General features: G+C 72.2%; 17 protein-coding genes. 14 read left to right on the top strand and 3 right to left on the bottom strand.

The window, feature by feature from the left end:
* Positions 1-126: 126 nt before the first annotated feature.
* Positions 127-1,293, top strand: a complete 1,167-nt coding sequence (locus ACFYU0_RS21695; RefSeq protein ID WP_389303468.1) for a PP2C family protein-serine/threonine phosphatase — start codon at positions 127-129, stop codon at positions 1,291-1,293.
* 54 nt (positions 1,294-1,347) lie between these two features.
* Here ACFYU0_RS21695 and ACFYU0_RS21700 read toward each other — a convergent pair whose 3' ends face one another.
* Complete coding sequence (locus tag ACFYU0_RS21700; protein WP_389303471.1) at positions 1,348-3,096, bottom strand: dolichyl-phosphate-mannose--protein mannosyltransferase; 1,749 nt, start codon at positions 3,094-3,096, stop codon at positions 1,348-1,350.
* A gap of 105 nt (positions 3,097-3,201) precedes the next feature.
* Here ACFYU0_RS21700 and rsmI point away from each other — a divergent pair, with 105 nt between their 5' ends.
* The 10 genes from rsmI (at position 3,202) to ACFYU0_RS21750 (ending at position 16,016) form a co-directional block, all read left to right on the top strand.
* Positions 3,202-4,053: a 16S rRNA (cytidine(1402)-2'-O)-methyltransferase gene (gene rsmI / locus ACFYU0_RS21705; protein ID WP_389303473.1), complete on the top strand. Its 852-nt coding sequence runs from the start codon at positions 3,202-3,204 to the stop codon at positions 4,051-4,053.
* A 431-nt stretch (positions 4,054-4,484) separates the two neighbouring features.
* On the top strand, positions 4,485-4,889 hold the full coding sequence (locus ACFYU0_RS21710; protein WP_351664855.1) for a hypothetical protein: 405 nt from the start codon (positions 4,485-4,487) through the stop codon (positions 4,887-4,889).
* 48 nt (positions 4,890-4,937) lie between these two features.
* Positions 4,938-5,816 carry a TatD family hydrolase gene (locus ACFYU0_RS21715; protein ID WP_389303476.1) on the top strand — a complete coding sequence of 293 codons (879 nt, stop codon included), beginning with the start codon at positions 4,938-4,940 and terminating at the stop codon, positions 5,814-5,816.
* 131 nt (positions 5,817-5,947) lie between these two features.
* Complete coding sequence (locus ACFYU0_RS21720; RefSeq protein ID WP_389303479.1) at positions 5,948-7,318, top strand: ubiquitin-like domain-containing protein; 1,371 nt, start codon at positions 5,948-5,950, stop codon at positions 7,316-7,318.
* Between the two features lie 49 nt (positions 7,319-7,367).
* On the top strand, positions 7,368-8,273 hold the full coding sequence (gene rsmA, locus ACFYU0_RS21725; protein ID WP_351664849.1) for a 16S rRNA (adenine(1518)-N(6)/adenine(1519)-N(6))-dimethyltransferase RsmA: 906 nt from the start codon (positions 7,368-7,370) through the stop codon (positions 8,271-8,273).
* Positions 8,270-9,163, top strand: coding sequence for a 4-(cytidine 5'-diphospho)-2-C-methyl-D-erythritol kinase (locus ACFYU0_RS21730; protein ID WP_389303482.1), 894 nt, complete (start codon positions 8,270-8,272; stop codon positions 9,161-9,163). The genes rsmA and ACFYU0_RS21730 overlap by 4 nt, the downstream gene beginning before the upstream one ends.
* A 79-nt stretch (positions 9,164-9,242) precedes the next feature.
* A complete protein-coding gene (locus ACFYU0_RS21735; protein WP_351664845.1) occupies positions 9,243-11,051 on the top strand; it encodes an ABC-F family ATP-binding cassette domain-containing protein in 1,809 nt (602 codons plus the stop codon).
* A gap of 270 nt (positions 11,052-11,321) precedes the next feature.
* Positions 11,322-13,109 (top strand): PQQ-binding-like beta-propeller repeat protein, encoded by a 1,788-nt coding sequence (locus tag ACFYU0_RS21740; RefSeq protein WP_351664843.1) that lies wholly within the window; start codon positions 11,322-11,324, stop codon positions 13,107-13,109.
* 67 nt (positions 13,110-13,176) lie between these two features.
* Positions 13,177-15,099: a PQQ-binding-like beta-propeller repeat protein gene (locus ACFYU0_RS21745; protein ID WP_389303486.1), complete on the top strand. Its 1,923-nt coding sequence runs from the start codon at positions 13,177-13,179 to the stop codon at positions 15,097-15,099.
* 230 nt (positions 15,100-15,329) lie between these two features.
* Positions 15,330-16,016 carry a LuxR C-terminal-related transcriptional regulator gene (locus tag ACFYU0_RS21750; RefSeq protein ID WP_389303489.1) on the top strand — a complete coding sequence of 229 codons (687 nt, stop codon included), beginning with the start codon at positions 15,330-15,332 and terminating at the stop codon, positions 16,014-16,016.
* 81 nt (positions 16,017-16,097) lie between these two features.
* On the opposite strand, the gene ACFYU0_RS21755 is transcribed toward ACFYU0_RS21750, so the two are convergent.
* Both ACFYU0_RS21755 and ACFYU0_RS21760 read right to left on the bottom strand, forming a co-directional pair.
* Entirely contained in the window at positions 16,098-16,451 is a 354-nt protein-coding gene (locus ACFYU0_RS21755) for a hypothetical protein (RefSeq protein WP_351664840.1), read from the bottom strand.
* Between the two features lie 21 nt (positions 16,452-16,472).
* Entirely contained in the window at positions 16,473-18,164 is a 1,692-nt protein-coding gene (locus ACFYU0_RS21760; protein ID WP_389303493.1) for a sodium:solute symporter family protein, read from the bottom strand.
* Between the two features lie 197 nt (positions 18,165-18,361).
* On the opposite strand from ACFYU0_RS21760, the gene galT reads away from it, so the two are divergent.
* Genes galT through galK form a run of 3 tightly spaced genes read left to right on the top strand, consistent with a single transcriptional unit; the run spans position 18,362 to position 21,536 of the window.
* Positions 18,362-19,423, top strand: a complete 1,062-nt coding sequence (galT, locus tag ACFYU0_RS21765; RefSeq protein ID WP_389303496.1) for a galactose-1-phosphate uridylyltransferase — start codon at positions 18,362-18,364, stop codon at positions 19,421-19,423.
* Positions 19,420-20,382 (top strand): UDP-glucose 4-epimerase GalE, encoded by a 963-nt coding sequence (gene galE / locus ACFYU0_RS21770; RefSeq protein ID WP_389303499.1) that lies wholly within the window; start codon positions 19,420-19,422, stop codon positions 20,380-20,382. The genes galT and galE overlap by 4 nt, the downstream gene beginning before the upstream one ends.
* Positions 20,382-21,536 carry a galactokinase gene (gene galK, locus ACFYU0_RS21775; RefSeq protein WP_389303502.1) on the top strand — a complete coding sequence of 385 codons (1,155 nt, stop codon included), beginning with the start codon at positions 20,382-20,384 and terminating at the stop codon, positions 21,534-21,536. Before galE ends, galK begins: the two co-directional genes overlap by 1 nt.
* Positions 21,537-21,546: the final 10 nt, after the last annotated feature.

Genomic DNA, 21,546 nt, shown 5'->3' on the forward strand with positions numbered 1-21,546 from the left:
CGGAGGTGCCCGCAGGTCAAACGCCACACCTACTGCGCGGTCTGTTAATGGGCCCGGCCGGCTTCCGGGCCGTCCAGGGCAGTCGGCCGGGTGGAGCCCTGCTTTCCAGCGAGGCAGGCTTGGTGCATGAAGTCGCTCTTGCGCTCACTCGCGTGGCCGGGAGCAGGCGGTCATCACCGGGCCTTCTTCACGCTGATGCAGTGTGTGCCTTTCTTGATCGCGCTGGCCGTACTGGTCATCGAGCTCACGCCTGCGCACTTCATCTACACGGGCCCCTTTCTCACCGCGGTCCCCGCCCTGGCAGCAGTGGCGTTGGGGCCCAAGGGCACCACCGCGGCGGCGGTCCTCGCGCTGGCGATCAGTGTCACCACCGCGACCGTCAATGGGGCGTGGGGCACCCTGCAGGTCTACAGCAACTTCCTGGCTCTCGCCTTGGTCTCCGTGGCCGGGTTCATCACCAGCCGCGCCATGCAGAAGCGCAGGCGGAGAGAGCTCGACCAGGTCCGCCGTATCGCGGTGGCGGCCCAGGAGGTCGTACTTCGGGCCGTGCCCGCGCGCCTGGGCCCGCTGCGGGCCGGCAGCCTGTGTCTTGCGGCCGGGACCGGGGCACGGGTGGGCGGTGATCTGTACGAGGCCGTGCAGACACGCTACGGAGTTCGGTTGATCGTCGGGGACGTGCGGGGCAAGGGACTGTCCGCGGTGCGAGCCGTCGCGGTGGCGCTGGGCGCGTTCCGGGAAGCCGTGCACTACGAGGAGGACCTGGTGGAGGTCATGAACCGCTGCGCCGCTGCCCTGCGACGGGAGATCTCCGTGCCCGGTGCGTACGGGCCGGAGGTTCTGCTGGAAGGGTTCACCACGGCGCTCATCGCCCAGGTGCCGGACCAGCCCATGGTGCAACTGGTCAACCGTGGACATCCACCACCGCTGCTGCTGCACCAGGGCAGGGCCGCACCCCTGGCGCCGAGCTTGGAGACGCCGCCGCTCGGCCTCGAAGACCTCATCACCGGCCTCCCCGAGAAGCCTGAGAGCTATGCGTTCCTCCCCGGCGACCGTCTGTTGTTGTACACCGACGGCGTGATCGAGGCGCGCGATCGCTACGGCGAATTCTTCGCCTTGCCAGAGGCCATGGAGGGGATAGGCGCCGGCCCCACCCCACCGGAGTTCCTGGAGCGACTGCACCAGGCGTTGACCCGCCACACCGGCGGAGACCTGGCGGACGACGTGGCGATGATCGTCGCCGACCGGTTCGACGGCCTGCCGCGCACACCTCCCGGAGGGGCAGACGCGGGGTGACGGCGACCAGGACGGCCCGGCGGAGTGCCGGGCCGTCTTGGCGCGTACGCCCAGCTAGACCCAGGTGTCCAGCCACATCCGCGACCGCCAGTCGTCGATCGGGATCGCCGTGCCCGTGTACAGCGGCCAGAAGTAGATGAAGTTCCAGGCGATCAGCAGTACCAGTACGCCCGCCGTGGAGGCGCCGATCAGGCGGCGGGTGTCCGTGGAGCCCGGGGGGCCGATGATCGCGCCGATGAGCATGGCGAGGGCCAGGCAGAGGAAGGGGAGGAAGACGACCGCGTAGAAGAGGAAGATCGTCCGCTCCTGGTACATGAACCAGGGCAGGTAGCCGGCCGCGATGCCGCAGGCGATCGCGCCCGCCCGCCAGTCACGGCGGAACGCCCAGCGCCAGAGAACGTACAGGAGGGCGGCGATGCCCGCCCACCACAGCACGGGGGTGCCGATGGCCAGTACCTCGCGGGCGCACTTCTCGCCCGCGTCGGCCGGGCAGCCGTCGGCGCCGGGGGACGGGGACTCGTAGAAGTACGAGACCGGGCGGCCCAGGACCAGCCAGCTCCACGGGTTGGACTGGTAGGTGTGCGGCGTCGACAGGCCGACGTGGAACTTGTAGACCTCGTGCTCGTAGTGCCACAGGCTGCGCAGCCAGTCCGGCAGGAAGGTGAAGTGGCCGCCCCTGCCGTCGGTCGCCGCCCAGTTGCGGAAGTAGCCGCCGGTGCCGTCGGCCGGGGAGAGGATCCAGCCGAGCCAGGAAAGCAGGTAGACGCCGATCGCGACCGGGACCGTCGCGAGGAACGTGATGCCCGTGTCGTGCTTCAGCGCCGCCAGGTACGGGTGGTGGGCGCCGGCCACCTTGCGGGCGCCGACGTCCCACAGCACCGCCAGCACGCAGAACGCGGCCAGGATGTACAGGCCGTTCCACTTGGTGCCGATCGCCAGGCCCAGCATCAGCCCCGCGCCCCAGCGCCAGGGCCGCCAGCCGAGGCGCAGGGTGTCGGCGACGTCCGCGTCCGGGCGGGCGCGGCCGTCCGCGTCGACCGGGAGCGCGGCGGCCAGCCTCGCCCGGGACCTGTCCCGGTCGACGACCAGGCAGCCGAACGCGGCCACCACGAAGAACATCAGCACGCCGTCCAGCAGCGACGTACGGCTCATCACGAAGTGCAGGCCGTCCACCGCCATCAGCGCGCCCGCCAGGCAGCCGAGGAACGTCGAACGGAACATCCGGCGCCCGATCCGGCACAGCAGCAGCACGGAGAGCGTCCCCAGCAGGGCGGTCATGAACCGCCAGCCGAACGGGTCGAACCCGAACACCAGCTCGCCCAGGCCGATGACGTACTTGCCGACCGGCGGATGCACGACGTACGCCGCGTCCGTGGGGATCGCGAGGTGCCCGTGCGTCTGCAGCACCGCGTCGTTGGCGTTCTTGTCCCAGTTGACCTCGAAGCCGCGGTGGACGAGCGCCCAGGCGTCCTTGGCGTAGTACGTCTCGTCGAATATCACCGCGCGCGGGCTGCCCAGGTGCCAGAACCGCATCAGGGCCGCCATCAGCGTCACCAGCAGCGGACCGCCCCAGCCCGACCACCGGGTGAGCCGCCCGGCCAGGACCGGCGGCACGCCCAGCACCTGCCACAGGCGCGGGCTCGGCTCGTTGTACGGCGGAACCAGCCGGTCGCGCACGTCGCCCGCGGGCACGTCCCCCGCCGGTGCGTACCCGAATCGGCGCAGCCGCTGCTGCCACGTCGGCCGCTGGTCGTGCGGTGCCTGGCCCGGCCGGAGGTCCATGGAGGACGCGGTACTGGTCACCGCGCCATCGTAGGGAAACGTTCTGTGTGAGTCCCGTGCATGCCGGTACCGGTCGGGACACGGTCGCCTTCCCGTCCGCCCGGCGGTCCCTGCGAGGATGGGGGAGTGACTGGAACCCTTGTCCTCGCAGGTACCCCCATCGGCGACATCGCGGACGCGCCGCCCCGGCTGGCCGAGGAGCTGGCCGGCGCCGACCTCGTCGCCGCCGAGGACACCCGGCGGCTGCGCCGGCTCACCCAGGCGCTGGGCGTCACCCCCAAGGGCCGCGTCGTGTCGTACTTCGAGGGCAACGAGTCCGCCCGCACGCCCGAACTGGTCCAGGAGCTGCTCGGCGGCGCGCGCGTGCTGCTGGTGACGGACGCCGGCATGCCGTCGGTCTCCGACCCCGGCTACCGGCTGGTCGCCGCCGCGGTGGAGCAGGACATCAAGGTCACCGCCGTGCCGGGGCCGTCCGCCGTGCTCACCGCCCTCGCCCTGTCCGGGCTGCCCGTCGACCGGTTCTGCTTCGAGGGTTTCCTGCCGCGCAAGGCGGGCGAGCGGCTGTCCCGGCTGCGCGAGGTCGCCGGTGAGCGGCGCACGCTCGTCTACTTCGAGGCCCCGCACCGGCTCGACGACACCCTCGCCGCGATGGCCGAGGTGTTCGGCGCGGACCGGCGGGCCGCCGTCTGCCGCGAGCTGACCAAGACGTACGAGGAGGTGCGGCGCGGCCCGCTCGCCGAGCTGGCGCAGTGGGCCGCCGACGGCGTCCGCGGGGAGATCACCGTCGTGGTGGAGGGCGCCGCAGAGACCGGCCCCGAGGAACTGGACGCCGGCGAGCTGGTCCGCCGGGTGCGCATCCGCGAGGAGGCCGGGGAACGGCGCAAGGAGGCGATCGCGGCGGTGGCGGTGGAGGCCGGCCTGCCCAAGAGGGTGGTCTTCGACGCGGTGGTCGAGGCCAAGAGGGAGGGGACCGTCTAGCCGGCCCGACCCGGTTACGGCTTGGCGCCCGGCGGTGCCAGGTGCAGCTACAGCGACTCGGCGTACTTCACGGCAGCGCCCGCACCGCGCCCCGACGCCGAGCAGGTGTACCGGGGCGGCCCGGCGTCACGCGGACGCCCGCGGGCGGCGACGGCCGCACCGGAGCGCACTCGCGCTCTGAGCAGGGCTCTTCTCCGCTGAGCGCACGCCCCAACGCGGGGCAAAGGGGCGGCACACAAGGCAAAGCCCGAAGCGCCCGTCCGGGCCCGTTCCGGCAAGGAGTGCCCAAAACGCCTCCAACACTCGACAGGCCTGATGCGTTCGCGCCGGTGAAGGGCGTCCACTGGTCGCAGGGACGCACCCCGTCCCGCACCCCGGGACCGCAGGGAACCCTCGCCGGGGTGCCTGTCCAGCGGACAACTGGAGCTGGCATGAGTGAGATCGCAGGACGGACAGGCCTTCGCGGCACCGCCACCGCCGTCGTTCACGAGTCGTACGCCTTCGCCTGTATGAGGTGCGGGTTCGGCTGGGAGCAGTCGTACGAGATAGAGCACCACCTGGACGGCGACGGCCAGGAGTACGTGATGTACGTGGCCGAGGGCCGGGTCGTGCCGTCCCCGCTGAGCCGCCCCGCCTGCCACAACTGCGACGGCCGTGTCGTGCGGATCATGCGCGCCGGACAGGTCTCCTCGGTGCGCGGGGTGGCCGAGGGGCGCCACCACCGGGTGCCGCCGGCGGGTCCCGTCGAGGCGCCCCGGGTCCCCGGTGACGCCGCCGAACCGCACCACTGGCACCTGTCCGACCTCCTCCACCCCTTCCAGCGCAGGGCGAGCTGAGCCGACGGGCCGACCGCCCGGACCTGCCCCTTTCGTAGGATCGGGGGCATGCCTTCGAACGCCGACAAGAACGCGGCACCGCCGCTCCCGCCGCCGCTGCGGGTCCCCGTGGCCGACTCCCACACCCACCTCGACATGCAGTCGGGCACGGTCGACGAGGGCCTCGCCAAGGCCGCGTCGGTGGGGGTGACGACGGTCGTCCAGGTCGGCTGCGACATCAAGGGCTCCCAGTGGGCCGCGGAGACCGCCGCGGCCCACGAGAGCGTCCACGCCACCGTCGCCCTGCACCCCAACGAGGCCCCGCGCATCGTGCACGGCGATCCCGACGGGTGGTCCCGGCAGGGCGCCCGCGAGCCCGGCGGCGACGCCGCGCTGGACGAGGCGCTCGCCGAGATCGACCGGCTCGCCGCGCTGCCCCAGGTCAAGGGCGTCGGCGAGACCGGGCTCGACCACTTCCGCACCGGGCCGGAGGGCAAGGAGGCGCAGGAGCGGTCCTTCCGCGCCCACATCGAGATCGCCAAGCGGCACGGCAAGGCCCTCGTCATCCACGACCGCGACGCCCACGCCGACGTCCTGCGCGTGCTGCGGGAGGAGGGCGCCCCCGAGCGCACCGTCTTCCACTGCTACTCCGGCGACGCCGAGATGGCGGAGATCTGCGCCCGCGAGGGCTACTTCATGTCCTTCGCAGGCAACGTCACCTTCAAGAACGCCCAGAACCTGCGCGACGCCCTCGCCGTCGCCCCGCTGGAACTGGTCCTCGTGGAGACCGACGCCCCCTTCCTGACCCCGGCGCCGTACCGGGGCCGGCCCAACGCCCCGTATCTCGTCCCCGTCACGGTGCGCGCGATGGCCGCCGTGCGCGGCATCGACGAGGACGCGCTGGCCACGGCCCTGGGTGCGAACACCGCTCGCGCGTTCGGTTACTGATCACCCGGACAACCGCGTGTGCGTTCGGAAGCGCAACAGTACGTAGTCGCGTCGCTTTGGAGAGTGACGAACGCTCAGTTAGGTTCTGGGGGCCCGAAACCGGACCCCTCTGGCCTCTGGAGCGTGTCGGCGTGAGCAACCCCCAGCACGAGACGTACGGCCCTACCGGCCATGACGCCTCCGTCCACACGGCGGAGACGCTTCCGTCCGGCGTCCACAAGGACGGTTACCGGCCCGCCCAGGAGGCCGAGGCGTACGTCGCCGCCGAGCGGCCGCCGTCCCCGACGCCCACCCTGCCCGTCACGTTGAGTGACGTGGCCGGGGCGGCGTACCGGGAACCCGAGGCGCCCGCGCGGGGCGGCCGGCGGGCCGACCGGCGGCGCCGCAGGCGCTTCGGCGAGCGCCCGGACTCCGCCGTGCGCCGGCTGCTGCCGCAGGCGCTGGTCGTCGCGTTCCTCGCCGGCGGCACCACCGCCTTCGTCGCCGAGGACAAGGCGGTCCAGCTGAGCGTCGACGGCCGGCACCGCACCCTGCACACCTTCGCCGACGACGTCTCCGGGCTGCTCGCCGAGGAGGGGCTGCGGGTCGGCGGCCACGACATGGTCGCCCCCGCCCCCGGCACGGCGCTCGCCGGCGGTGACGAGGTCGCGGTGCGCTACGGCCGCCCGGTACGGCTCAAGCTGGACGGCCAGGAGCGCCAGGTGTGGACGACGTCCCCCACCGTGGACGGGGCGCTGCGCGAGCTGGGCGTGCGGGCCGAGGGCGCGTATCTGTCGTCCTCGCGCTCACGGACCATCGGACGCGCCGGACTCTCGCTGGACGTGCGCACCGAGCGCGCCGTCACCGTCATGGCGGACGGCCGCGCCCGCACCATCCGCACCAACGCGGCCACCGTCCGCGAGGCCATCGAGGAGGCGGGCATCGCCCTGCGCGGCCAGGACACCACCTCGGTCCCGCTGGAGAGCTTCCCGCGCGACGGGCAGACGGTGACCGTGCTGCGGGTGCACGGCTTCCGCGAGGTGCGCGAGGAGCGGATCCCGTTCCACGTGAAGCGGGTGAAGGACCACTCCCTCTTCCGGGGCACCGAGGTCGTCGAACGGCCCGGGCGGCCGGGCCTGCGGCAGGTCACCTACTACCTGCGCACCGTCAACGGCGTCCGCGAGAAGCCGCGCCGTGAGTCCTCCGAGGTGGTGCGCAAGCCCCGCACCCAGGTGGTGAAGGTCGGCACCAAGGCCCGCCCCGCCTCCGGCCGCGGCGCCGACGGCCTGAACTGGCGCGCCCTCGCCGCCTGCGAGTCCGGCGGCCGGCCCAACGCGGTCGACCCCTCGGGCACGTACGGCGGGCTCTACCAGTTCGACACGAGCACCTGGCGCAGCCTCGGCGGCAGCGGGCGCCCGCAGGACGCGTCGGTGCGGGAGCAGACGAACCGCGCGAAGAAGCTGTACGTGCGCCGCGGCGCCAGCCCCTGGCCGCACTGCGGCCCACGGCTGCACCACCGGTGAGGACGGGGAGCCGGGCGAGGGCGTCCCGGCAGCCCCGTACCCTTGTCCCGTGACCAGCCCCACCTCCGACTCCCTCCTCGGCCCCGCCGACATCCGCGAGCTCGCGGCCGCGCTCGGTGTCCGTCCCACCAAGCAGCGCGGCCAGAACTTCGTGATCGACGCCAACACGGTCCGCCGTATCGTCCGCACCGCCGGGGTCCGCCCCGACGACGTGGTCGTCGAGGTCGGCCCGGGGCTCGGCTCCCTCACCCTCGCGCTGCTGGAGGTCGCCGACCGGGTCACCGCCGTCGAGATCGACGACGTGCTCGCCGCGGCCCTGCCCGCGACCATCGCCGCCCGGATGCCGGAGCGCGCCGACCGGTTCGCGCTCGTCCACTCCGACGCCATGCACGTCACCGAGCTGCCCGGCCCCGCCCCGACGGCGCTGGTGGCGAACCTGCCGTACAACGTGGCCGTCCCCGTGCTGCTGCACATGCTCGACACCTTCCCCGGCATCGAGCGGACGCTGGTGATGGTGCAGGCCGAGGTCGCCGACCGGCTGGCCGCCGCGCCCGGCTCCAAGGTGTACGGCGTGCCCTCCGTGAAGGCCAACTGGTACGCCGAGGTCAAGCGGGCCGGGGCCATCGGACGCAACGTCTTCTGGCCCGCCCCGAACGTGGACAGCGGACTGGTGTCGCTGGTCCGGCGGACCGAGCCGCCGGCCACGACGGCGTCGAAGAAGGAGGTCTTCGCGGTCGTCGACGCGGCGTTCGCGCAGCGCCGCAAGACCCTGCGGGCCGCGCTCGCCGGCTGGGCGGGCTCCGCGGCGGCCGCCGAGGCCGCCCTGGTCGCGGCCGGGGTGTCGCCGCAGGCGCGGGGCGAGTCGCTGACGGTGGAGGAGTTCGCGCGGATCGCCGAGTCGGCGCCGGCGCGGGGAACGGCCCCCGCGGCCCCGAACGAGGAGGCCGGGAAGTGAGCGTCACCGTCCGCGTCCCCGCGAAGGTCAACGTCCAGCTCGGGGTCGGCGCCGCCCGCCCCGACGGATTCCACGACCTCGCCAACGTCTTCCTCGCGGTCGGCCTGTACGACGAGGTCACCGTCACCCCGGCCGACGAGCTGCGCGTCACCTGCGAGGGCCCGGACGCGGACCAGGTCCCGCTGGACCGCACCAACCTCGCCGCGCGCGCGGCGATCGCGCTCGCCGCACGCCGGGGCATCGAGCCGGCCGTGCACATCCACATCGCCAAGGACATCCCGGTCGCCGGCGGCATGGCGGGCGGCAGCGCGGACGGCGCGGGCGCGCTGCTCGCCTGCGACACGCTGTGGGGCACGGGCGCCTCACGCGCCGAGCTGCTCGCCATCTGCGCCGAGCTGGGCAGCGACGTGCCGTTCAGCCTGGTCGGCGGCGCCGCACTCGGCGTCGGGCGCGGTGAGCTGCTGACGGCCCTGGAGACCGGCGGCGCCTTCCACTGGGTGTTCGCGATGGCCGGGCGGGGCCTGTCCACGCCGGCGGTGTTCCGCGAGTTCGACCGGCTCGCCGAGGGGCGGGAGATCCCGGAGCCGGTGGCCAGGCCCGAGCTGCTGGAGGCGCTGGCCAAGGGCGACGCCGAGGCGCTGGCCGCCGCCCTCACCAACGACCTCCAGCCGGCCGCCCTGTCCCTCTTCCCCGAGCTGGCCGACACCCTGGCGGCGGGACGCGGCGCCGGCGCGCTCGCCGCGCTGGTCTCCGGCTCGGGCCCGACGACGGCGTTCCTCACCCGTGACGCCGAGGCGGCCCAGAAGGTCGCCGGGGCGCTGCGGGCGTCGGGAACGTGCCGGACGGTGCGGACGGCGGCGGGACCGGTACCCGGAGCGACGGTGCTCTGAGCAAACCGGCGCCCCGTAGGCTAGAAGGCTGACAGGCGGCGCGGCCGCGTGTCGACACAGTCCCGCGCACAGGAGTGAAATGGCCGTCAACCTGGTCAATGTCGAGAACGTCAGCAAGGTGTACGGCACCCGTGCCCTGCTGGACGGCGTCTCGCTCGGTGTGTCCGAAGGGGACCGGATCGGGGTCGTCGGGCGCAACGGCGACGGCAAGACCACCCTCATCCGGATGCTGGCCAAGGTGGAGGAGGCCGACTCCGGACGGGTGACCCACTCCGGCGGGCTGCGGCTCGGGGTGCTCACCCAGCACGACTCCCTCGACCCGGACGCCACCGTCCGCCACGAGGTCATCGGCGACATGGCCGACCACGAGTGGGCCGGCAACGCCAAGGTGCGGGACGTGCTGACCGGGCTGTTCGGCGGCCTCGACCTGCCGGGCTTCCCCAAGGGCCTGGACACCGTCATCGGACCCCTCTCCGGCGGTGAGCGGCGCCGTATCGCGCTGGCCAAGCTGCTCATCGAGGAACAGGACCTCATCGTCCTCGACGAGCCCACCAACCACCTCGACGTCGAGGGCATCGCCTGGCTCGCCGGGCACCTGCGCGAGCGGCGCTCGGCGCTGGTGTGCGTCACCCACGACCGGTGGTTCCTCGACCAGGTCTGCACCCGCATGTGGGACGTGCAGCGCGGCGACGTGTACGAGTACGAGGGCGGCTACTCCGACTACGTGTTCGCGCGGGCGGAGCGCGAGCGGATCGCCGCCACCGAGGAGGTCAAGCGGCAGAACCTGGTCCGCAAGGAGCTGGCCTGGCTGCGGCGCGGGGCGCCCGCCCGCACCTCCAAGCCCCGGTTCCGGGTGGAGGCCGCCAACGAGCTGATCGCGGACGTGCCGCCGCCCCGGGACAGCAGCGAGCTGATGAAGTTCGCCTCCTCGCGGCTGGGCAAGACCGTCTTCGACCTCGAGGACGTCACCGTGCAGGCCGGTCCCAAGGTGCTGCTCAAGCACGTCACCTGGCAGCTCGGCCCCGGCGACCGCATCGGCCTGGTCGGCGTCAACGGCGCGGGGAAGACCTCGCTGCTGCGGGCCATGACCGAGGCCGCGCGCACCGAGGGCGAGACCCAGCCGGCCGGCGGGCACATCGCCGTCGGCCGGACCGTCAAGCTCGCCTACCTCTCCCAGGAGGTCGACGAACTCGACCCCACCTGGCGGGTCCTGGAGGCCGTGCAGCGGGTGCGCGAGCGCGTCGACCTGGGCAAGGGGCGCGAGATGACCGCGGGTCAGCTCTGCGAGACCTTCGGCTTCGGCAAGGAGAAGCAGTGGACGCCGGTCGGGGACCTGTCGGGCGGTGAGCGGCGGCGCCTGCAGCTCCTGCGCCTGCTCATGGACGAGCCCAACGTCCTCTTCCTCGACGAGCCCACCAACGACCTCGACATCGAGACCCTGACCCAGCTCGAGGACGTCCTCGACGGCTGGCCCGGCTCGATGATCGTCATCTCCCACGACCGGTTCTTCGTCGAGCGCACCACGGACCGGGTGTTCGCGCTGCTCGGCGACGGCGCCCTGCGGATGCTGCCGCGCGGCATCGACGAGTACCTGGAGCGGCGCCTGCGCATGGAGGAGGCGGTCGCCGCCCAGGCCTCCGCCGCGGCCCCCAAGCCGGCCGCGCAGGAGAAGAGCGCCGCCGACCAGCGTGCCGCCAAGAAGGAACTCCAGAAGATCGAGCGCCAGTTGGACAAGGTCTCCGAGAAGGAGTCCAAGCTGCACGCGCGGATCGCCGAGCACGCCACCGACTTCGCCAAGGTCGCCGAACTGGACGCCCAGTTGCGCGACCTGGCGGGCGAACGCGAGGAGCTGGAGCTGCGCTGGCTGGAACTGGCGGAGGACGCGTAACCCGTAGTCAGGGCGCACCTCTTCGGCGCGCGCGGCGTGAAACCGCCGCGCGCGCCGCTGTTGCGTGCGCCGCGTGAAGAGGGCGTGAAGGCGCGTAACGGCGGCATCACGGCCCGGTTCTCCCTTGGGAACAGGCCTGGATCCAGGCCCCTGCGCTGTCGGTGCCGGGTGATAGAAAGAGCCGTCTGAGAACCGTATGAGTACGACCTGGGTCCGTGAGCGAACCTCGGGGCGTGGCTAAAAATCAGTGAACGAGGGGGAAGAGCGCTGATGACCCAGCCGCCCGACCAGCCGCCGCAGGGCGGATTCGGAGCACCGCAGGAGCAGCCGCCGCAGGGCGGAGGATTCGGCGCCCCGCAGTCGCCGCCCCCGCCGCCGGCCCAGCCGCCGCAGGCACCGGCCCAGCCTCCTCAGCCGCAGCCCGGCTACGGCTACCCGCAGCAGCCCGGCCCGTACGCCCAGCCCGGCCCCTACGCGCAGCCGGGTCCCTACGGCGCGCCCGCGCCCGGCGCCCCCGGCCCCTACGGGCAGCCCCAGCAGCCCGGCCCGTACGCCCCGCAGCCCGGCTACGGCTACCCGCAGCAGCCGCCCCAGTACCCCGGCGCCCCCGGCGGCGGGCCGCAGCCGCCCGCGAACAAGAAGAAGACCGCCCTGATCATCGGCGCCGCCGCGGCCGCGCTGCTGGTCGTCGGCGGCACCGTCTACGCCGTCACCAGCGGCGGTGACGACGGCGAGAAGAAGCCGGTCGCCCAGCAGAGCGACGACGGCAAGAAGTCCGCCTCCGACGCGCCGGTCGACCCCGGCGACGGCAGCGGCGACGGCGGCGCGGACCCGGACAACCTCAACGAGGGCCGCAAGCCCGGCGAGGCCAAGGTGCTCTGGTACAAGTCGGCGCCCGACGCCCCCGGTTCCGGCGCCGACGCCCCCGGCATGTGGATCACCGACAAGACCGCGGTGAAGGCGGCGTACAAGCAGCTCTTCGCCTACGACGTCGGTGACGGCAGGCCCACCTGGGACCCGATCACCTTCCCGCAGAAGATCTGCTCGGTCACCTCGCAGAAGTCGGCCGACGACAAGATCGTCGTCGCCTACATGAGCGGCGTCAGCGACCGCGCCAAGTGCAACCAGCTCCAGCAGGTCGACCTGGCCACCGGCAAGAAGGGCTGGAGCACCGAGGTCGCCGACGGCGCGCTGTTCGACAGCGCGCTCAGCGTCGAGCTGAGCGTCAGCGGCAGGACGCTGATGGTGGGCCGCTCGCAGTCGGGCACGGCGTACGACCTCGACAGCGGCAAGAAGCTGTACGACAAGAAGAAGTACGGCGACGCCTGCTTCCCGACCGCGTTCGCGGGCGGCACGGACCGCCTGGTCCAGGTGGCCTCCTGCAACGCCGGCGGAAGCAACGCGCACGAGGAGATCCAGGAACTCGACCCGGCCACCGGCAAGGTCCGGTGGACGCAGCCGGTCAAGAAGGGCTGGCGGGTCGCCCGGACCTACTCGCTGAACCCGCTCGTGGTCTACCTGACCAACGAGAGCAAGAAGGCCTGGAACATCTCCACCTTCACCAAGGACGGCAAGTTCCGCTCCGAGGTCAAGGTGAACGAGAAGTTCGCCCCGCAGTGCGGCTGGGCCATCCTCGAACGCGACCTGCAGGGCTGCCAGGGCGTGGCCGTCGACTCCGACACGCTCTACCTGCCCACCAGCGCCACCAGCGGCGCCAACGAGATCGTCGCCATCGGCCTGTCCGACGGCAAGGAGAAGTGGCGCGTGAAGTCGCCGGCGGACGAGTCGATGTCCCCGCTGACGGTGGAGAACGGCAAGCTCATCGCCTACGTGGACCCGTCGTACGACACGGGCGGCCAGATCGTGTCGATCCCCACCGCCGGCGGGTCGCACACGACGACGAAGCTGCTGCAGAACCCGGCGGGCACGGCCCAGATCGAGAACGGCTTCTACAGCGGCGCCGTGAGCTGGACCGACGGGCGCTTCTACATCTCCACCACCCGGCTGTCCGGCAACGACGACGCGAAGGAGAAGCTGATGATGGCCTTCGGCAAGTGAGTCCCGGCCTCTCTCCCACCGTCCCCTCGCCGCCAGGCCCAGACAGCTTCACCGAGGTATCCCCGCCATGACCCAGCCGCCCCCTCCGCCGCCCAACCAGCCCCCGCAGCAGGGTGGTTTCGGTCCGCCCCAGGACCAGCCGCCCGCCGACCCGCAGACCCCGGCGCCCCCGGCCGCCCCGGAGACCCCGGCCGCCCCGCAGGGCCCCGCCACCCCGCCGGCGCCCGCGACGCCGCCCAGCCTGCAGAAGGGCCCGCAGCCCGGTTACGGCTACCCGCAGCAGCCCCCGGCGCCCCAGGCCCCGCAGCCGCCCCAGCCGCAGCCGGGCTACGGCTACCCGCAGCCCCCGCAGCCGGGTTACGGCTTCCCCCAGACGCCCCCGCTCCAGGCCCCGCAGCCGCCCCAGCCGCAGCCCGGCTACGGCTACCCCGGCGCGCAGCCGAACCCGTACGCGCAGCCGGCCCAGCCCATGGGCCCGTACGCCCAGCAGCCCGGGTACGGCTACCCGGGCGGACCCACCGTGCCGATGCCGGCGCAGCCCGGCGGCGGCCGGAACAACACCGGCCTCGTCATCATCGTCGCGGCCGTCGTCGCCATCGCGCTGATCGTCGGCGGCGGCTTCTGGTACGCCAAGTCCTCCGGCGGCGACGGCAAGAAGGACGAGACCGCCAGCTCCAGCGGCGGCAAGGGCGGCACGGAGGGCAAGGACGACACCACCGGCGGCACGTCCACGGGCAGCGAGGAGAAGGTGCCGTCGGACCCCGCGTCCAAGATGCTCTTCCAGGTCGGCATGCCCCAGACGAAGGACACCGTCGTCACCTCGGGCTCCTGGCTGACCGACTCGGTGTACGCCAAGAGCGGCGTCGCGGAGATCGTCGGCTACAACCCCGCCGCGGGCACCAAGATGTGGACCGTCAAGCTGCCCGGCCCGGTGTGCACGGCCAGCAAGCACGTCACCGAGGACAACAAGACCGCGGTCGTCTTCCAGCCGAAGATGCCCAAGAAGGGCTCGAGCGAGGGCTGCAGCCAGGTCGCCGCCATCGACCTCGACAAGGGCACCAGGCTCTGGACCAAGACGGTCAAGAACGGCGACTACGCGGCCAACCTGCAGAACGTCACGGTCTCCCAGCACACCGTCGCGGTCGGCAGCAGCAACGGCGGCGCCGCGTTCGACATCGGCACCGGCAAGGTGCTCTGGCAGCCCAAGCCGGAGGACACCTGCGAGGACGCCGGCTACGGCGGCGGCCCCAAGCTGGTCGCGGTGCGCAAGTGCGGCAGCTACGGCGAGCGCCAGCTCCACATCCAGACCATCGACCCGACGTCCGGGAAGGTCATCTCCGACTACAAGATGACCGAGGGCATCGAGTACGCCGGCATCGTCTCCACCGACCCGCTGGTGGTGGCCGCCGACGTCGGTGACAGCGCCGACGACGGCAGCGGCATCTCGGACTACTTCTCCATCGACAACAAGACCGGCAAGCTGCTCACCCGGATCTCCGCGCCCTCCGACACCTACGCCGGACGCTGCGACAGCATCACCCGCGTGGAGGACTGCCGGGAGGTCGTCGCCGGCAACGGCAGGCTGTACGTGCCGACCGAGGAGCACGACGGCGACGGCGACTACAGCAAGACCAACGAGATCATCGGCTTCGACCTGGCCACCGGCAAGGAGACGGGCCAGCGCGCCGAGGCCGGCGACGGCTACACGCTCTCCCCGCTGCGCATGGACGGCGGCAACCTGATCGCCTACAAGCACCCGCCGTACAACAAGGGCGGCCAGGTCGTCACCCTCGGCGGCCCGTCCTTCAAGGCGACCACGCTGCTGGAGAACCCGGCCGCCGAGAGCGTGCGGCGGGCCGAGACCACGATGCTGCCCGAGTACGCGGAGATCCTGTACGGGAAGGGCCGGCTCTACATGTCGGCCGTCTACGCGCACAAGACCACGTACGGCAAGGAGTACCTGCTGATCGCGTTCGGCGCGGGCGGCTGACCGTCCGCCCCGGCGCGCCCGCGGGCGCCGGGGCGAATGCGAGGGATTACCAGGGAGTGCCCCGGATTTCACTATCCGGGGCACTTCTGCTGCGTAGGGGGAGCGCGACGTCGAACAAGCGTGTAGCTTCCGGGGGCATGAAGGGCGGGGTGCCGGGGGGCCCTCTGTCACGGTGGACCGGTGGGCGTCCGTAGTGGGGCATCCATGGGGGAGGGCTGGGGGGTTGCTCTATGGCAGTGCGGCTCATGGTCGTCGACGACCATCGCCTGCTCGCGGAGGCGCTGGCGTCGGCACTGAAGCTGCGCGGGCACCGGGTGCTCGCGGCGGCGGCGCCGGCCGCGGGCGCGGCGGACCTGGTGATCTCGCGGGCGCCCGAGGTGTGCCTGCTGGGCACGGCGGCGCCGGCCGAGCCGGGGGCCTTCGACCCGGTGGCGAAGATCAAGCGGGAGCGGCCGCAGGTGGCGGTCCTGGTGCTGGGCCCGGTCCCGTCGCCGCGGGGCATCGCGGCCGCGTTCGCGGCGGGGGCCTCCGGCTACGTACGCCACGACGAGCGCATCGAGGGCGTCGAGCGGGCGATCATGAAGGCGCGGGCCGGTGAGGCGGCGGTGGCGCCGCAGCTCCTGCAGGGGGCCTTCGCCGAGCTGCTGAACCCGGCGGCCCAGCCGGACGACGAGGGGCAGCGGCTGCTGGAGATGCTGACGCCCCGCGAGGTGGAGGTGCTGGTCCGGGTCGCCGACGGGGAGGACACCCGGGTCATCGCGGCCGGGATGGGCATCGCGCCGAGCACCGCGCGCACGCACGTCCAGCGGGTGCTGATGAAGCTGGGCGTGGGCTCCCGCCTGGAGGCGGCGGCCCTGGCCGCCCGCACCGGCCTGCTGGACCGGGCGGCCCCGTACCTGGACGCCGGCCCCGCCTAGGCTGCCGGGCCGGGCCGGGCCGGTGCGGCCCGGCCGCGTGGGTACGGCCGGCCCCCACGCGGCCGCGGACGAGTACGGCCGCTAGGCCGACTCCTTCTCCTCCGGCAGCCCCTCCGGCGGGATCGGCGGCGGAGTGGGCCGCAGCTTCAGCCAGGCCAGGAAGAAGATGCCCAGCAGCAGCATGCCGATCCCGGTCCACAGGTTGATGTTGACGCCCTGGGCCTTGTCGATGGCGGACTGCGAGTCGGTGATGCCGACGATCGTCACGATGACGCCGTAGACGACGAACAGGCCGCCGATGATGCGGCGCAGGTCGAAGATGCGGGCGGCGGTCGCCGACTTGGTCTCGAGGTCGGCGACGTCCCGCGAGAGGTCGTCCTCGGTGTAGTGGTGGTGCCGGCCGGGGTGGTCGGGGTGTCCAGGCTGTTCGGTCATGATTTCCTCGGTCCTCCCGCGTCAGAACGAGAACGGGATGTAGCAGGCGGCGGCGAGCACGACCGCGCCCCAGCCCAGCAGGGCCGGCTTGCGGTACCAGGCGTCGTCGCCCGGGGCGGGCGGCTCGGCCATGCCGGGGGAGCGGGTGCCGTAGACCAGGCCCTGCAGCTCCTGCGCCGGCTTGGGCCTGGTGAACAGGGACACGGCGAACATGACGACCGCACCGGCGACGAAGCCGGCGATCGCGGAGACGAAGTTCGCGCCCTGGTCGGAGGGAAGGGAGATGATGCCCTTCTTGTAGAAGACGAAGTAGTTGACCATCGCGGTCACGGTGCCGGCGAGCAGCCCCCAGAAGCCGGACTTGGCGGACGCGCGCTTCCAGAACATGCCGACGATGAAGACGACGAACATCGGCACGTTGAAGAACGAGAACAGCGTCTGCAGGTAGGACATGATGTTCGAGAACGAGGACGCCAGGAACGCCGTGCCGATGGAGGCGCACACGCCGATGACGGTGATCCAGCGGCCGAAGCGGACGTAGTACTCGTCCTCCCGGCCCGGCACCACGTACTTCTCCCAGATGTCGGTGGTGAACACCGTGTTGAACGACGACACGTTGGCCGCCATGCCCGCCATGAAGGCGGCCAGCAGACCGGTGACCGCGATGCCGAGCACGCCGTTGGGCAGCAGCTCCTGCATCAGGTAGGGGATGGCGTCGTTGTACTGGTAGCCGGAGCCCGAGGTGCCGAAGTTCGGCACGATCGCGGCGGCGACGAGGCCGGGGATCATCACCAGGAAGACGATGAAGATCTTCGGGTAGGCGGCGATCAGCGGCGTCCGCTGGCCCGCGGAGAGGTTCTTGGCGGACAGGGCGCGCTGCACCTCGGCGAAGTTGGTGGTCCAGTAGCCGAAGGAGAGCACGAAGCCGAGGCCGAGCACGATGGTCAGCCAGTTGGCGCCCAGCGGGTTGGCGCTGCCGATGCCGGTGCCGCCCCAGGCGGTGGTGAAGTTCTGCCCGTGCGTGGCGGTGAGCTTGTCGGTCAGGCCGCCCCAGCCGCCGACCTTCTTCAGGCCGAGGACCGTGATCGGGATGAGGGCGGCCAGGATCACGAAGAACTGGAGCACCTCGTTGTAGATCGCCGAGGACAGACCGCCGAGCGTGATGTACGCGAGCACGAAGGCGCCGGCGACCACGATGGCGACCCACTGCGGCCAGCCCAGCAGGGCCTCCACCACGATCGCGAGGGCGTAGAGGTTGACGCCCGCGATCAGGATGGCGGCGAAGGCGAACAGGATCGAGCTGAGCAGGTGCGCGGCCCGGTCGAAGCGCAGCAGCAGGAACTCGGGGACCGAGCGGACCTTGCTGCCGTAGTAGAAGGGCATCATCACCAGGCCCAGGAAGACCATGGCGGGGATGGCGCCGATCCAGTACCAGTGCACGGTGTACGCGCCGTACTGGGCGCTGTTGGCGGCCATGCCCAGGATCTCGGTGGCCGCCAGGTTCGCCGAGATGAAGGCGAGGCCGGTGATCCAGGCGGGCAGCGAGCGTCCGGAGAGGAAGAAGTCGAGGCTGGTCTTGACGGACCGGCGGGCCGCGAAGCCGATACCGAGAACGACGATGAAGTAGATCGCCAGGATCGTGTAGTCCAGCCAGTTGGTGGGGAGCCGTAGCTCCGCCGCCAGATAGGTGGGGGCGTATGTGGGGGTTTGCATGAGAACTCGCTTCGTCGCGCGAACTGATCCAGAGCGGAACCTACGCCTCTGTGTTCAGCAATTGAACACTTCTGATGGTGTTCTTTGTTTGATTGTGATCGTACGAGGTGCTGTCGAGTTGTGATCTGTTATGTTTGATTGTGTTGAGTGATGGAGTGCGGACACGCCTCAAGCAGGCGCGGAACTAGGAGTCCGACGTGAAGAAGACCTCGACCCGGCTGGCCGACGGTCGTGAGCTGATCTACTACGACCTCCGGGACGACACCGTGCGGGACGCCGCCGACCGCCGCCCGCTGGACGCCACGGTCACCACCTCCGAGATCCGCCGCGACCCGCTGCTCGGCGACGCGGTCGCCGTCGCCTCGCACCGCCAGGGCCGCACCTACCACCCGCCGGCCGACCAGTGCCCCCTGTGCCCGACCCGGGGCGAGCGGCTCAGCGAGATCCCCGACTCCACGTACGACGTGGTCGTCTTCGAGAACCGCTTCCCCTCGCTCGCCGGCGACTCCGGCCGCTGCGAGGTGGTCTGCTTCACCTCCGACCACGACGCCTCCTTCGCCGACCTCACCGAGGACCAGGCGCGGCTGGTGCTGGACGCCTGGACGGACCGCACCTCCGAGCTGTCGCACTTGCCCTCCGTCGAGCAGGTGTTCTGTTTCGAGAACCGGGGTGCCGAGATCGGCGTGACCCTGCAGCACCCGCACGGACAGATCTACGCCTACCCCTTCACCACGCCGCGCACCGCGCTGATGCTCCGCTCGCTCGCCGCCCACAAGGAGGCCACCGGCGGACAGAACCTGTTCGACGACGTCCTGGCCCGGGAACTCGCCGGCGAGCGGGTCGTCCTTGAGGGTGAACACTGGGCGGCCTTCGTGCCCTACGCGGCGCACTGGCCGTACGAGGTCCACCTGTACCCCAAGCGGCGCGTGCCCGACCTGCTCGCCCTGGACGAGGCGGCGCGCACAGAGTTCCCTCAGGTCTATCTGGAACTCTTGCGGCGCTTCGACCGTATCTTCGGCGAGGGTGAGCCTCCGACGCCGTACATCGCGGCCTGGCACCAGGCCCCGTTCGGCGCGCTGGAGGAGTTCGACGGCGTGACGCGGGACGACTTCGCGCTGCACCTCGAGCTTTTCACCATCCGCCGCACTTCCGGCAAGCTGAAGTTCCTCGCGGGTTCCGAGTCCGGCATGAACGTGTTCATCAACGACGTGCCGCCGGAAGCCGCGGCCGAGCGACTGCGAGAGGTAGCGAGTTCATGAAGTACCTGGTGACGGGTGGGGCGGGGTACGTCGGCAGCGTCGTGGCCCAGCACCTGCTGGAGGCCGGCCACGAGGTCACCGTCCTCGACAACCTCTCCACCGGCTTCCGCGCGGGCGTGCCCACCGGCGCCGCGTTCGTCGAGGGCGACATCCGGGACGCCGCGAAGTGGCTCGACCCGTCCTACGACGGCGTCCTGCACTTCGCCGCCTCCTCGCAGGTCGGCGAGTCGGTGGTGAAGCCGGAGAAGTACTGGGAGAACAACGTCGCCGGCAGCCTGGCCCTGTTCGGCGCCATGCGCGAGGCGGGCGTGCGCAAGCTGGTCTTCTCCTCCACGGCGGCCACCTACGGCGAGCCGGAGCAGGTCCCGATCGTGGAGACCGCCCCGACGCGGCCGACCAACCCCTACGGGGCCACCAAGCTGGCCGTCGACCACATGATCACCAGCGAGGCGAACGCCCACGGCCTGGCCGCGGTGTCCCTGCGCTACTTCAACGTGGCCGGCGCCTACGGCGCCTGCGGCGAACGCCACGACCCCGAGTCGCACCTGATCCCGCTGGTCCTCCAGGTCGCCCAGGGCCGCCGCGACGCGATCTCCGTCTACGGCGACGACTACCCGACCCCGGACGGCACCTGCGTCCGCGACTACATCCACGTCGCCGACCTAGCCGAGGCCCACCTGCTGGCCCTCGACGCCGCCCGGCCGGGCGAGCACCTGATCTGCAACCTCGGCAACGGCAGCGGCTTCTCCGTCCGCGAGGTCGTCGAGACCGTCCGCAAGGTCACCGGGCACCCGATCCCCGAGGTCGTCGCGCCGCGCCGCGGCGGCGACCCGGCGGTCCTGGTGGCCTCGGCGGACACGGCCCGCGAGAAGCTGGGCTGGAACCCGTCCCGCGCGGACCTCGCGGGGATCGTCGCGGACGCGTGGGAGTTCGCACAGCACATCTCCGAGGAGCGGTAGTGGGGGCAGAACAGGTCACCGGGCGTTTCACCGAGCTGTACGGCGCCGCCCCGGAAGGGGTGTGGGCGGCGCCCGGCCGGGTCAACCTCATCGGCGAGCACACCGACTACAACGACGGCTTCGTCATGCCCTTCGCCCTGCCGCACCAGGCCACGGCCGCGGTCTCCCGCCGCACCGACGGCGTGCTGCGCCTGCACTCGCAGGACATCGGCGGCGAGGCCGTCCAGCTGACGCTGGACGCGCTCGCACCGCAGAGCGACAAGGAGTGGACGGCGTACCCGGCGGGCGTCGTCTGGGCCCTGCGCGAGGCCGGCCACCCCGTCACGGGCGCCGACATCCACCTCGCCTCCACGGTCCCGACCGGCGCCGGACTGTCCTCCTCCGCCGCCCTGGAGGTCGTCGTCGCCCTGGCCCTGAACGACCTGTACGGCCTCGGCCTGCAGCGCCGGCAGCTGGCCCGCCTGTGCCAGCGCGCCGAGAACGTCTATGTCGGCGCGCCCACCGGGATCATGGACCAGACGGCCTCGGCCTGCTGCGAGCAGGGCCACGCCCTGTTCCTCGACACCCGTGACCTGTCCCAGCGGCAGATCCCCTTCGACCTGGCCGCCGAGGGGCTGCGCCTGCTGGTGGTCGACACCCAGGTCAAGCACGCCCACAGCGGCGGCGAGTACGGCAAGCGCCGGGCCGGCTGCGAGAAGGGCGCCGCCCTGCTCGGCGTCGACGCGCTGCGCGACATCCCCTACGCCGGCCTGGACGTGGCCCTCGCCCGTCTCGGCGACGACGAGGAGGTGGTCCGCCTGGTCCGGCACGTGGTGACCGAGGACGAGCGGGTCGAGCGGACCGTCGCCCTGCTGCACTCCGGCGAGACCCGCGCCATCGGCCCGGTCCTCACCGAGGGCCACGCCTCCCTGCGCGACGACTTCCGCATCTCCTGCCCGGAGCTGGACCTGGTCGTCGACACGGCGCTGGCCGCGGGCGCGCTGGGCGCCCGGATGACCGGCGGCGGCTTCGGCGGCTCGGCGATCGTCCTGGCGGAGGCGGCGGACGTGGACACGGTGACGAAGGCGGTGCGGGAGGCCTTCGCCGGGGCCGGCTTCACGGCCCCGCGGGTCTTCGAGGCGGTGCCCGCGGCGGGGGCGCGCCGGCTGGCCTGACGGCCGGGCG

Source organism: Streptomyces sp. NPDC003720 (genome assembly GCF_042875075.1).
GTDB lineage: Bacteria > Actinomycetota > Actinomycetes > Streptomycetales > Streptomycetaceae > Streptomyces.